The sequence below is a fragment of the Psychromonas ingrahamii 37 genome (assembly GCF_000015285.1).
GTDB lineage: Bacteria > Pseudomonadota > Gammaproteobacteria > Enterobacterales > Psychromonadaceae > Psychromonas > Psychromonas ingrahamii.
The window spans coordinates 4,051,163-4,064,996 of sequence record NC_008709.1; the positions used below are offsets into that span (position 1 = coordinate 4,051,163).

Annotated in this window: 9 protein-coding genes and 2 rRNA genes; 7 read left to right on the forward strand and 4 right to left on the reverse strand. The window is 42.6% G+C overall.

Features of this window, described 5'->3' with window-relative positions; genetic code table 11:
- Positions 1-258 precede the first annotated feature (258 nt).
- Positions 259-3,150 (reverse strand): 23S ribosomal RNA (locus tag PING_RS16940).
- Between the two features lie 383 nt (positions 3,151-3,533).
- Between PING_RS16940 and PING_RS16945 the strand changes: the two genes are divergently transcribed.
- Positions 3,534-3,761 (forward strand): hypothetical protein, encoded by a 228-nt coding sequence (locus tag PING_RS16945; RefSeq protein WP_041766469.1) that lies wholly within the window; start codon positions 3,534-3,536, stop codon positions 3,759-3,761.
- A gap of 18 nt (positions 3,762-3,779) precedes the next feature.
- Here the strand turns inward: PING_RS16945 and PING_RS16950 are convergent.
- Positions 3,780-5,326 (reverse strand): 16S ribosomal RNA (locus tag PING_RS16950).
- The 16S and 23S rRNA genes sit together here, the layout of an rRNA operon.
- Before the next feature lie 617 nt (positions 5,327-5,943).
- A complete protein-coding gene (gene gmhB, locus PING_RS16955; RefSeq protein ID WP_011771524.1) occupies positions 5,944-6,501 on the reverse strand; it encodes a D-glycero-beta-D-manno-heptose 1,7-bisphosphate 7-phosphatase in 558 nt (185 codons plus the stop codon).
- Positions 6,502-6,535: 34 nt separating this feature from the next.
- On the opposite strand from gmhB, the gene rcsF reads away from it, so the two are divergent.
- Together rcsF and tsaA are read left to right on the forward strand one after the other, a co-directional pair.
- Positions 6,536-6,970 (forward strand): Rcs stress response system protein RcsF, encoded by a 435-nt coding sequence (gene rcsF / locus PING_RS16960; RefSeq protein WP_011771525.1) that lies wholly within the window; start codon positions 6,536-6,538, stop codon positions 6,968-6,970.
- A complete protein-coding gene (tsaA, locus tag PING_RS16965) occupies positions 6,960-7,676 on the forward strand; it encodes a tRNA (N6-threonylcarbamoyladenosine(37)-N6)-methyltransferase TrmO (RefSeq protein ID WP_011771526.1) in 717 nt (238 codons plus the stop codon). The genes rcsF and tsaA overlap by 11 nt, the downstream gene beginning before the upstream one ends.
- On the opposite strand, the gene PING_RS16970 is transcribed toward tsaA, so the two are convergent.
- Entirely contained in the window at positions 7,645-8,211 is a 567-nt protein-coding gene (locus PING_RS16970; RefSeq protein WP_011771527.1) for a rhomboid family intramembrane serine protease, read from the reverse strand. The two genes, tsaA and PING_RS16970, sit on opposite strands and share 32 nt — an antisense overlap.
- 152 nt (positions 8,212-8,363) lie before the next feature.
- Between PING_RS16970 and PING_RS16975 the strand changes: the two genes are divergently transcribed.
- The 4 genes from PING_RS16975 to PING_RS16990 all read left to right on the forward strand — a co-directional run bounded on the left by PING_RS16975 (position 8,364) and on the right by PING_RS16990 (position 13,820).
- On the forward strand, positions 8,364-10,079 hold the full coding sequence (locus tag PING_RS16975; RefSeq protein WP_011771528.1) for a proline--tRNA ligase: 1,716 nt from the start codon (positions 8,364-8,366) through the stop codon (positions 10,077-10,079).
- Between the two features lie 177 nt (positions 10,080-10,256).
- A complete protein-coding gene (locus PING_RS16980) occupies positions 10,257-11,351 on the forward strand; it encodes an alpha/beta fold hydrolase (RefSeq protein ID WP_011771529.1) in 1,095 nt (364 codons plus the stop codon).
- Positions 11,339-12,130 carry a Cof-type HAD-IIB family hydrolase gene (locus PING_RS16985; protein ID WP_011771530.1) on the forward strand — a complete coding sequence of 264 codons (792 nt, stop codon included), beginning with the start codon at positions 11,339-11,341 and terminating at the stop codon, positions 12,128-12,130. The genes PING_RS16980 and PING_RS16985 overlap by 13 nt, the downstream gene beginning before the upstream one ends.
- Before the next feature lie 214 nt (positions 12,131-12,344).
- The gene (locus PING_RS16990) at positions 12,345-13,820 is read left to right on the forward strand and encodes a hypothetical protein (RefSeq protein WP_232279382.1); all 1,476 of its coding nucleotides are present in this window, start codon (positions 12,345-12,347) and stop codon (positions 13,818-13,820) included.
- Positions 13,821-13,834 lie beyond the last annotated feature (14 nt).

Consider the following 13,834-nt stretch of genomic DNA (forward strand, 5'->3'; position numbering starts at 1 on the left):
GTTTTGGCCGGTAGGAGATTAACGTCTTTTTGTTAATCTTCCGTAAGGCAACAATCTAAAGTCTTTATAAAAAATTAATTAAAAAAGCTGGTTTTATTGTTGTTTTTATCAAGCAATCGTAAATATTTGTAAAATATATTTCGCAAGCATATTTTTTCTTGGTTACTGTTGTTTCAACTCTTAGCTCAATCAGAGGGAATGTTAATAACATTCACTGACCCACTCGTCTACTGCAACTCAACACGTCTTAGGTGTTGTATGGTTAAGCCTCACGGGTAATTAGTACAAGTTAGCTCAATACATTACTGCACTTACACACCTTGCCTATCAACGTTGTAGTCTCCAACGGCCCTTTAGGGAGCTTAAAGCTCCAGTGAGAACTCATCTCGAGGCTCGCTTCCCGCTTAGATGCTTTCAGCGGTTATCGATTCCGAACGTAGCTACCGGGCAATGCATCTGGCGATACAACCCGAACACCAGCGGTTCGTCCACTCCGGTCCTCTCGTACTAGGAGCAGCTCCTCTCAATTCTCAAACGCCCACGGCAGATAGGGACCGAACTGTCTCACGACGTTCTAAACCCAGCTCGCGTACCACTTTAAATGGCGAACAGCCATACCCTTGGGACCGACTTCAGCCCCAGGATGTGATGAGCCGACATCGAGGTGCCAAACACCGCCGTCGATATGAACTCTTGGGCGGTATCAGCCTGTTATCCCCGGAGTACCTTTTATCCGTTGAGCGATGGCCCTTCCATTCAGAACCACCGGATCACTATGACCTACTTTCGTACCTGCTCGACGTGTCTGTCTCGCAGTTAAGCTGGCTTATACCATTGTACTAACCTCACGATGTCCGACCGTGATTAGCCAACCTTCGTACTCCTCCGTTACTCTTTAGGAGGAGACCGCCCCAGTCAAACTACCCACCAAACAGTGTCCCAAACCCCGATTCAGGGGCCATGGTTAGAACTCAAAACATACAAGGGTGGTATTTCAAGGTTGGCTCCACGTCATCTAGCGACAACGCTTCAAAGCCTCCCACCTATCCTACACATGTAGGCTCTAAGTTCACTGCTAAGCTGTAGTAAAGGTTCACGGGGTCTTTCCGTCTAGCCGCGGGGACGCAGCATCTTCACTGCGATTTCAACTTCACTGAGTCTCGGGTGGAGACAGCATGGCCATCATTACGCCATTCGTGCAGGTCGGAACTTACCCGACAAGGAATTTCGCTACCTTAGGACCGTTATAGTTACGGCCGCCGTTTACCGGGGCTTCGATCAAAAGCTTCGACCTGAGTCTAACCTCATCAATTAACCTTCCGGCACCGGGCAGGCGTCACACCCTATACGTCATCTTACGATTTAGCAGAGTGCTGTGTTTTTAATAAACAGTTGCAGCCATCTGGTATCTTCGGCCTCCAACAGCTCAGAGAGCAAGTCTCGTCACCGTCGGAGGCGTACCTTCTCCCGAAGTTACGGTACCATTTTGCCTAGTTCCTTCACCCGAGTTCTCTCAAGCGCCTTAGTATTCTCTACCTGACCACCTGTGTCGGTTTGGGGTACGATCCTCTATTATCTGAAGCTTAGAGACTTTTCCTGGAAGCATGGCATCAATGACTTCATCACCTTGGTGACTCGACATCGTGTCTCAGCGTTAAAAGAAACCCGGATTTACCTAAGTCTCCCGCCTACGCACTTGAACCTGGACAACCATCGCCAGGCCCACCTAGCCTTCTCCGTCCTCCCATCGCAATAATAAAGGGTACGGGAATATTAACCCGTTTCCCATCGACTACGCCTTTCGGCCTCGCCTTAGGGGTCGACTCACCCTGCCCCGATTAACGTTGGACAGGAACCCTTGGTCTTCCGGCGGGGAGGTTTTTCACCTCCCTTATCGTTACTCATGTCAACATTCGCACTTCTGATACCTCCAGGATGGTTTACACCTTTCCCTTCGACGGCTTACAGAACGCTCCTCTACCATGCCTATAAATAAGCATCCGCAGCTTCGGTGATATGTTTAGCCCCGTTAAATCTTCCGCGCAGACCGACTCGACTAGTGAGCTATTACGCTTTCTTTAAAAGATGGCTGCTTCTAAGCCAACTTCCTAGCTGTCTGAGCCTTTCCACATCGTTTCCCACTTAACATATACTTAGGGACCTTAGCTGGCGGTCTGGGTTGTTTCCCTTTCCACGACGGACGTTAGCACCCGCCGTGTGTCTCCCGTGATTGCACTTGTTGGTATTCGGAGTTTGCATGGGGTTGGTAAGTCGGGATGACCCCCTAGCCCAAACAGTGCTCTACCCCCAACAGTGATACACGAGGCGCTACCTAAATAGCTTTCGAGGAGAACCAGCTATCTCTTGGTTTGATTGGCCTTTCACCCCCAGCCACAAGTCATCCCCTAATTTTTCAACATTAGTGGGTTCGGTCCTCCAGTTGATGTTACTCAACCTTCAACCTGCTCATGGCTAGATCACCAAGTTTCGGGTCTAATCCCAGCAACTATTCGCCCAGTTAAGACTCGGTTTCCCTACGGCTCCCCTATTTGGTTAACCTTGCTACTGAAATTAAGTCGTTGACCCATTATACAAAAGGTACGCAGTCACGGAACACAATGTCCGCTCCTACTGCTTGTACGTACACGGTTTCAGGTTCTATTTCACTCCCCTCACAGGGGTTCTTTTCGCCTTTCCCTCACGGTACTGGTTCACTATCGGTCAATTAGGAGTATTTAGCCTTGGAGGATGGTCCCCCCATATTCAGTCAGGATTTCTCGTGTCCCGACCTACTCGCTTTCACTGTAAAGAAGTTTTTGTGTACGGGGCTATCACCCTGTATCGCGGCACTTTCCAGAGCCTTCCACTAACTTTTAAACAGCTTAAGGGCTGTTCCAATTTCGCTCGCCGCTACTATCGGAATCTCGGTTGATTTCTTTTCCTAAGGGTACTTAGATGTTTCAGTTCCCCTCGTTCGCTTCGTTAAGCTATGTATTCACTTAACGATGACACTAAGTGCCGGGTTGCCCCATTCGGAAATTCCAGGATATAACGCTTGTTATCAACTCCCCTGGACTTATCGCAGATTACCACGTCCTTCATCGCCTCTAATTGCCTAGGCATCCACCGTGCACGCTTATTCACTTAACCATACAACACCTAAAAGGTGTCACTTTAATCGTTTTTATGAATGTTAATAACATTCAAAAAACGCATAAGATAACAAAATCTAGATTTTGTATTTATTTGAGTTTCCAAGACGCTTGCGATTTCTCATATTTTACAATACAAAAAACAACATTCGTTTTTCGTGCACCTAAGAATCATTGAATTAACAATGATTCAATAGATACGTACGTTATCCAAAGTATCAGTTTGAACAACATTTATTTTTGCTTGATTACAATTATTAAAATAAATCTTAATAATTGAGAACAATTTCGTTTAATTTATCACACCAATCAACACCTGAGTGCCATTGTTTTTGTGTGATAAAAAGAACTTTTATCAGCTTTCCTAATTGTTAAAGAGCAGTGTTAAAAAAACACTTATTAATTATTCTTTATAAAGAACAGTTAATAAGTGTATTTGCTATTACGCTTTATCATTCTAATCAAACAATCTGTGTGGACACTCATCAAGTATTTGCGAAGCAAAAACTTGAGCCGGAAGGTGAATTTGCAGAGCAAAATCGCCGAAAGGCTTGTACTGTGAAGCACTTGCAAGCAAGTCTTCGATGTATTAATCCGCAAGCGAATTAACTGATGTGTCTCTTTACGTAAGGAGGTGATCCAGCCCCAGGTTCCCCTAGGGCTACCTTGTTACGACTTCACCCCAGTCATGAACCACACCGTGGTCATCGCCATCCCCGAAGGGTTAAGCTAATGACTTCTGGTGCAGCCCACTCCCATGGTGTGACGGGCGGTGTGTACAAGGCCCGGGAACGTATTCACCGTGGCATTCTGATCCACGATTACTAGCGATTCCAACTTCACGGAGTCGAGTTGCAGACTCCGATCCGGACTACGACAAACTTTATGAGATTCGCATACCTTCGCAGGCTAGCAACCCTTTGTATTTGCCATTGTAGCACGTGTGTAGCCCATCCCGTAAGGGCCATGATGACTTGACGTCGTCCCCACCTTCCTCCGGTTTATCACCGGCAGTCTCCCTAGAGTTCCCACCATTACGTGCTGGCAACTAAGGATAAGGGTTGCGCTCGTTGCGGGACTTAACCCAACATTTCACAACACGAGCTGACGACAGCCATGCAGCACCTGTCTCAGAGTTCCCGAAGGCACTCTACTATCTCTAACAGATTCTCTGGATGTCAAGGGATGGTAAGGTTCTTCGCGTTGCATCGAATTAAACCACATGCTCCACCGCTTGTGCGGGCCCCCGTCAATTCATTTGAGTTTTAACCTTGCGGCCGTACTCCCCAGGCGGTCTATTTAATGCGTTAGCTTTGAAACCCACGGCATATAGCCACAAACTTCTAATAGACATCGTTTACTGCGTGGACTACCGGGGTATCTAATCCCGTTTGCTCCCCACGCCTTCGCGCCTCAGCGTCAGTCTTTGTCCAGGTGGCCGCCTTCGCCACTGGTATTCCTTCAGATCTCTACGCATTTCACCGCTACACCTGAAATTCTACCACCCTCTACAAAACTCTAGTTAACCAGTTTCAAATGCAGTTCCAAGGTTGAGCCCTGGGCTTTCACATCTGACTTAATTAACCGCCTACGCGCGCTTTACGCCCAGTAATTCCGATTAACGCTCGCACCCTCCGTATTACCGCGGCTGCTGGCACGGAGTTAGCCGGTGCTTCTTCTGCGAGTAACGTCACAGATATTGGATATTAACCAATACCCTTTCCTCCTCGCTGAAAGTGCTTTACAACCCGAAAGCCTTCTTCACACACGCGGCATGGCTGCATCAGAGTTTCCTCCATTGTGCAATATTCCCCACTGCTGCCTCCCGTAGGAGTCTGGACCGTGTCTCAGTTCCAGTGTGGCTGGTCATCCTCTAAGACCAGCTAGGGATCGACGCCTTGGTAAGCCATTACCTTACCAACTAGCTAATCCCACTTGGGCTCATCTTGTCGCGATAGCATATAAATAGAGGCCACCTTTGGTCCGTAGACATTATGCGGTATTAGCAGTCGTTTCCAACTGTTGTCCCCCGCAACAAGGCAAATTCCCAAGCATTACTCACCCGTCCGCCACTCGTCAGCAAAATAGCAAGCTATTCTCTGTTACCGTTCGACTTGCATGTGTTAAGCCTGCCGCCAGCGTTCAATCTGAGCCATGATCAAACTCTTCAATTTAAAGTTTAATTTGCAGCTTGCGCTGCGACTCAATATAACTGACTAAAACTAATTACTATTATCTCAACACCTAAGTATAAAAACTTCAGTATAAAATAATGAATAACTTATTATTCTGAATAAATAAATTTATTCGTGTGTCACTTTTATTGATGAGTAAGCTATTTACGAAGTAAAAAGTTACTGCCTTTACAAGAAAGGACTTTGATTTTTTTGAAATCACATCAACAATAAGTGTCCACACAGATTGTTTGATTAAATTGTTAAAGAGCGTGCCTTTCGGCGAGGTGCGTATACTACGCTACCTGCAAACGATGTCAATGGTTATTTTTTTAATCTTTTATCAAGATTATTAATCTTGCTAAAACATAAAATTATAATGTTTTCAATCAACGTGATACGTTATTAAAAACTTAACCTCTTTCGTTCTGAGTAACCGGATTGACTTGCGTCTTTCCCGTTTCCGTGGGGCGCATTATAGGGATTTTGTTAACGTTGGCAAGGGTTTATTTGCATAAAAACAGCCTATTTTTGCAATTAGTTTTTATACCCTATTTGCAAACAAGTTACCCACAGATTAACTATAATTATCCACAGATTTTCCCTTAACGACTCAATTACAGCAGCTTAACTATACTGTTCAAATCATCAAATACGGCTGTTGCGATTTTTTCACCCTCTGCTGTGATCGTTTTTCCTGTTCGGACTAAATAGTTGGTGTTTATTCCGGCAGCTAAACCGGCTTGTATATCAGAAACTTTATCCCCGACTAATATTGACTGACTTGCATCTATATCCAGGTCTTCAATGGCACTGATCAGCATGCCAGGTTTTGGCTTGCGGCAATCGCAATCAATTTTATATTCGCCAATACCCTTTTCGGCATGATGCGGGCAATAATAGAAACCATCTAAGTCAACCCCCCTATCTGCTAATGACCAATCCATCCACTCTGTTAAGGTATGGAATTGCTCTTCACTGAAATATCCCCGTGCAATACCGGACTGATTGGTTATAACAACTAATAGGTAGCCTTTTTCTTTAAGTGCTTTGCAGGCATCAATGACGCCGTCGATAAATTCAAAATCATCACGCTGTGATACATAACCATTGTCGACATTTATTACCCCATCTCTATCAAGAAAAACGGCACGTTTTCCATTGGCTACTGTCATATTATTTCCTTCTCTGTTTCAGGTTTATTAAAAAATGTTATTATGCCATTCATCGCGAGTCCCTTCTATTGATAAAGAGCATCTTATGTTACGTTTTATTATTATCTCTTTTACCGTCCTTTTAACCACAGCTTGTAGTAACCTTGACTTTTCGTCTAATCTCGACAAGAAAAATTTTGATGATTATTTCAAACCCTCACGCGTCACTGTTTACGAAAAACCGCAATTGCAGGGGCTCGATTATCAATTTATTGCAGCAGTTGACGGCAGTAGCTGCCAGCAAGAGGAAATAGATCGCCCTGCAGATATTAAAGAAGCACGTACTAATGCCCGCATTAAAGCCGCTGAGATGAACGCTAACGGTATCGTTTTTCAAAACTGCTTGATTTTTGAACAAGACGCATCCTGCATCAGCAACATTATTTGTTATGCTCGTGCTATTAGTGTGAAACTTTCTGATGGGGAATAACATAGTGTTTGATTCAATAGCGATAATCCATTCCCCCTATAAAGAGAAGTTTGCTGTGCCTCGCCAGCCTGGGTTAGTTCCCAGTGCCATCGCTGAGCTGGAAATATTATTTCCTTATGATGATATTAACGCTTTTTTGGGTTTACAGGAATTCAGTCATTTATGGTTAGTGTTTATTTTCCATAAAAATCGCAACCCAGATAAATGGAGTCCCACCGTACGACCGCCTCGACTCGGTGGTAACAAACGCTTAGGTGTTTTTGCAACACGTTCACCCTGCCGTCCAAACCCCATTGGTTTATCACTGGTTGAATTTCACGGCATTAAACAAGTTAATGGTAAGATTTTTTTAATGTTGAGTAATATCGATTTAGTCGATGGCACTCCAATTATTGATATCAAACCTTATATTCCCTATGCAGATTCAAAACCACAGGCGCTAGCCGGTTTTGCTCAGCTGCAGCCTGAATCCTTAATGCAGGTCGAATTTTCAACTGAGGCTCAAAAAGCAATTAACTTGCTTGAAGATGGCTACCCTGAACTGCAGCAATTGATTATTGAAGTACTGCAACAAGACCCGCGCCCTGCTTATAAAAAGACAAAAGAAGATCCAAAAAAATATGCAGTGCATCTTCTCGACTTTAATATCTCTTGGATTAATGCAGGGTCAACCACTACAGTGCTCGATGTTGAGCCACTGGTTTAGCAAAATAATAGCCACTGGCAGCGCCGACTAATGCGCCTAACAGGTGACTCTCAAATGACACGCCAAATTTTGTTGGAAAGACGCCAAAAACTAATCCTCCGTAAAAAATAAGCATCAGCAGCGAGATCACAAGGTGCAGGATTTTTCCCCGAACAAAACCATAAACGATTAAATAGCCCCAGAAGGCATAAATTACCCCGCTCATTCCGATGTGTACGCTGTTACCTCGTGCGAATAACCACACTAACATTCCCGTAGAGCTGATATGCAGGAGAAATAACAGCCAGAATCGTTTGCTACCCTGCGCACCAATTAAGGTTCCAAAGACTATAAAGGGTAAAAAATTACTGAGCAGGTGCAACCAGCTTCCATGTAGAAAAGGCGCCATAAAAATACCACTGAGATGATCAAAGGAACGGGGGACAATACCGAACTGATTTAAATCCATCGGTAATACAGCATTAACCATTAAAACCATGCTGCAAAACAGCATGATGCCTGCACTATATTTTCCAGCTAATAGATAACGATTCATTGTCTTCCTTATAATTTGCTATTTATTAAGACAAAATAGCTGAAAGCCCGGTTAAAATTCAATTATATTTTCTAAATAGATGAAGAAACCTTTAGTCATTACGTTTCCACTGCTAAAATCAGTGCTGTTTAATTTATCAATTAGGGATAACTATGCGCACGACCAACTACTTACTTTCAACTCAAAAAGAAGCACCCAGCGATGCGGTAATTGTAAGCCATCAGCTTATGTTACGTGCAGGCATGATCCGTAAATTAGCATCGGGTTTATATACCTGGTTACCGACGGGGTTACGGGTTTTACGTAAAGTTGAAACTATCGTGCGTGAAGAGATGGAACGAGCCGGAGGTGTTGAAGTCTTAATGCCAATTGTGCAACCTGCAGATCTTTGGCTAGAAACAGGTCGCTGGGATCAATACGGCGGTGAGCTGTTACGTATTAAAGATCGCCATACACGTGATTTTGTATTGGGCCCAACACACGAGGAAGTGATCACTGAGCTTGTGCGCAAAGAAGTAAACAGTTACAAACAGCTACCACTCAATCTTTTCCAAATTCAGACAAAATTCCGCGATGAAACTCGTCCGCGTTTTGGTGTTATGCGTGCGCGCGAATTTACCATGAAAGATGCGTACTCTTTTCATATGGATCAAGCTTGTCTGGAAAAAACATATCAGAAAATGTTTGACGCTTATTGTCGTATCTTTGACCGCTTAGGTCTTGAATACCGCCCTGTTATTGCCGATACTGGAAGTATTGGCGGCAGTGCATCTCATGAATTCCACGTACTTGCGCAAAGCGGTGAAGATGCCATTGTTTTCTCAACTGAAAGTGATTACGCGGCAAATATTGAAAAAGCAGAAGCATTGGCACCGAGCACTGTTCTTGCAGCACCCACTGCTGAAATGGGACTGCTTGATACCCCAAATGCAAAAACTATCGCTGAACTCGTTTCGAAACATGGCATTGCTATTGAAAAGACGGTCAAAACTTTATTTGTTAAAGCGTCTGATCAAATTGAAACGGAGCTGATCGCGCTTATCATCCGTGGTGATCACGAACTTAATGAGATTAAAGCTGAAAATTTAGCCTCTGTCGCTGCTCCACTTGAATTCGCCAGCGAAAGTGAAATCAGAGCATTGGTTAATGCAGGCCCGGGCTCACTGGGTCCAGTTTCTCTACCAGTGCCCTTTATTGTTGACCGTTCAGTGGCTGTTATGAGCGACTTTAGTGCCGGTGCAAACATTGATAATAAACATTACTGCAACATTAACTGGGGCCGCGACGTTGAACTTGCTCAAGTTGAAGATCTGCGTAATGTCGTTGAAGGTGATCCAAGCCCCTGCGGTAGTGGAACACTTTCAATGGCACGGGGTATCGAAGTGGGACATATTTTCCAACTGGGTGATACTTATACTAAAGCGATGAATGCCGGCGTACTTAACCAGCAAGGTAAAAACCAGATATTAACCATGGGTTGTTACGGCATTGGTATCTCACGTATTGTTGCTGCTGCTATTGAGCAAAACAATGATAAAAATGGCATTATTTGGAACAATACACTGGCGCCTTTTTCGGTAGTTATTGTCCCAATGAATATGCATAAATCACATCGTGTCGCAGAACTTGCTGAAAAATACTATGCAGAATTACAAGCAGCAGGTATCGAGGTGTTATTTGACGATCGTAAAGAACGCCCTGGTATTATGTTTGCGGATGCAGAGCTTATGGGTATTCCACATACCCTGGTGATTGGAGATCGTAGTTTGGATAATGGCGTGATTGAATATAAAGATCGCCTATCGGGTGTAAAACAGGAAGTTGCTATTGATGAGGTTATTAACTTTATCAAAGCCCAACTCGCTTAATCATTCGCGTATCCTACCATTAACAAAGTTAGTATTTTTTATTCCGGCGTGATCTTTGAAGAAAATATAAAGGATCTTGCCGTCCCCAGTCTTAGCTAAGATTGGGGACTATCTAATCAAATGCTTTACGTATAATAATAGCGTCCTATTAACAACTATATAACGTACGGATAAAAGATGAAAAAAGCTTCTCAACTAAGATTACTGCTACCTTTTTTATTTTTACTTTCTAGCGCACTGACCTCCGCGGAAAATGACATGGAAAATAATCCCTACGGTTTAACAACTGAAGCCGAACTGAGTGATACTTTTAACAGTAAGATAAATGCATTTTGGAAAAAAAATGCAATCTCAGTTTCCTTACAAGGCGTTGACAATAAAAGACTGCATACTATTAGTATTAAAACCGGTAATGCTAACGCGATAGTGATTAGCCAGGGTCGAAACGAGAGTGTCTTAAAATACAAGGAACTTGCCTTTGATCTTAACCGTCAAGGTTATGATCTTTATTTAATTGATCACCGAGGTCAAGGATTTTCAGAACGCTTAGGCGGAGATCAAGATCACGGGCATGTTGTTCATTTCCAAGATTATGTCGATGACCTTAACCGTTATATTTTATCCTTAGACTTAGCCAACAATTACCAGCATAATTACCTGCTAGCACACTCAATGGGCGGCACGATAAGCGCGCTATACCTCGAACAATATAACCACCCATTTCAGGCAGCCATATTATTAAGCCCCATGATGTCAATCAATTTAGGCAGCATACCCAGTTTTATTGCCAAGCTATTAACCTTCAGTGGTGCCGAAGTGTGCAGCTGGTTTAGCGATCAATCCTGTTATGTGTTCGGTGGCAAAGAATATAAGCCCAGAGCATTTATCGGTAATGATTTAACCTCCAGCGAAGTGCGTTTTAATGCATCACAAAATACCTACATAGAGTTTCCTGAAACACAACTTGGTGATGCGAGTATGCGCTGGGTTGCCCAAAGCCTTAGCGCCACTGGGCAGGTGGTGGATAACGCCAATAAAATAAATATTCCAATTCTATTACTGCAAGCAGGAGCCGATCAGGTTGTGACAGCGGCAGGGCAAAATCAATTTTTTAAAAATATTACCCAGTGTAAAGCGAAACAATTTCTCACTATACCCAATGCAAAACATGAGATATATTTAGAAAAAGATCAATCCCGATTAGTGGCTTTAAATGCAGCACTTGAATTTTTGGAAGCATCACAACAAGGCACACTGCGATGTACAAAATAGCTATTTCAGATCTCGACGGTACCCTGCTAGGCCCGGATCATCGCATCTCAGTAAAAACAGAAGAAACAATTCAACGCTGGGTACAAAGTGGCCGAAAATTTGTGATCGCAACGGGCAGGCACTATATCGAAGCAAAACATTTACAAGAATCCTTAAATATCCCCATTTATTTAATCACTTCAAATGGAGCACGCATTCACAATAAAGAAGGAAAAATTATTCATCAACAGAATTTGCCCAGTAATATAGCACAAGAGATTTGCGATACTGTATTTTCTGATGCAGTGCAAATAAACCTCTTCACAGACCAAAACTGGTATGCCAACTATCCTCTGGCAGAACTTGATGGAATGGGATTAGACGCAGGCTTTAACTGCATCAAAGCCGATCTCAGCAAACTTGATAAAAGTAATACGATTAAGATATTTTTCTATGCGGAAGCTGAATTATTACAACCCGTTTATGACTTATTAGCGGCGCGTTACGGTGATAAAATCAACCTCACTTTTTCTTTGACAAAGTGTCTGGAGGTGATGTGTGCCAATACCAATAAAGGTGAAGCCGTTAAAGTCGTGTTAAAAAGAAAAAGCCTGGAAATTTCCGATGCCATTGCATTTGGAGATGGTATGAATGATCTTGAAATGTTACTCGCAGTGGCGAAACCTATCGTAATGGCAAATGCCCAGTATGCGCTAAAAGAGGCGCTGCCTAATGTAGAAAAAACGCTTTCATCTAAAGAGCACGGTGTGGCGGTAATAATGGAACGATATTTAACCTAGTAGCCCAGAATATAAAGTAAATGTTTTAATCTTTAATCGCTACAATCTTAAGAGCCGAACGATGATTAAGTATTTAAATAAAAAAGGCCACATATTGTTATGTTTGTGTAGATTTATGCACGCTTAGCCATCAATGATGACTGAACTGAGATTTTTTATGCGTTTGTTGAGTTTCTTATTGTTAAGTATTTCCCTGCTTTTTAATGCAGCTTGTGTGTCAAAGACTTCCACTGTCTCAACTACGCCGGAGAAAATGCCCGTCATCAAGGAAAAATTTTCAAAAATCTTGGATAGCAATTTTCGAGGCTATTTTAGTTTTGGTGATGGTAAAGGTTATTTCACGGCTTGTGATTCCGAACAAGATTTTCCAGTGATAGTTAATCCTGTATTAAGTCATATCTATGAACAAATCAGTTCGGCAAAATCCACCCCTGTGTATATCGAATTTATTGGTGAAATAACCTTTCCAGCCATAAATACACCACCATCGAATGCACTAATGCGGATAGATAGAGTTCAGCATATGGCGCTGCCTAAAGCATCATTGCAATGTGCTAAAGCAACTCATAATTTCTTATTTAAAGCTAAAGGTGAAAATCCCTATTGGCGCTTAAATCTTGATCAAGATCGGCTGCATTTTGCCACTCAAGCCGGTAATAGGGCTTATCAGATTCAAAATTCAAACTTTAACAGCACACAAACAAGCTATATTAAAACTAACAATGAACAGGGAGAGCGGCTGAGTTTAAAAATTCAACCCGATCATTGTTATAATTTAAAAATGAAAGAATATTGGGGCCTTACCGCCAATGTTGACAGTGTCTGGGGGGATTTCAGCGGCTGTGGAGAAACTGGATGGCCAATAGATTATCGCGACTTTGCCGGTGATTACTTAAATATAACTCCCTTTAAAAAAATAAATTTAACGCTCAATTCAGATTACAGCGTTGAATATCAAGAAAATATTGGAGAAAAAAGCATTACTAAAACAGGCTTCTGGAAAAGTAATTCTCCAGATCGGGTTGTAGTGATGCTAATGCAACAAGGTCTGCAAAAGATACAGGAAGAACTGATTTTCAACCGTTCAGGTGTCACACTCAGCAGTACTAAACTTAACAAAAATAATATTATCTCCAGGCTCCCTCCGTCTGAGAGGGTGTTCAATAAAATGACCAGTAAAAAAATCAGCTTAAAAAACAGCACAACCCAAATTGAAAGAGAATTCACAGTGCAGCATATTGACCCAAATGCAGAAATTGATAAAGCACTACAAAAAACGCTAAATCAATACTTTAAAATTCATGGCACCAATCCAAAAAACACTCAATTTAGTGCGGTGAATTATGACCTCAACGGAGACGGTCTGAATGATGCGATCGTTCTACTTGATTGGTGTGCAAAGAGTGGCTGTGAAATGCTTATTTTTGAGCGCCAAGAAGATGGTTATCGTTTTGCAAGCCGCATATCTCAGGTACAAGTACCAGTCATAGTATCTAGTAGTCAGCATTATTTATGGCAAAGTTTACTGGTTGAAAGAGATAGAAAATGGTTCATACTCGATTTTGACGGCATTAGTTACCCACCTGATACGCGCAATCTGCCACCGGTTAATAAACTTGATCTTGCCACTGATATTATTTTATTTAGCCAAGGTAGACCTAAAAAATGGTTCCCGATTAAAATACAATAAATTCATATTTATCC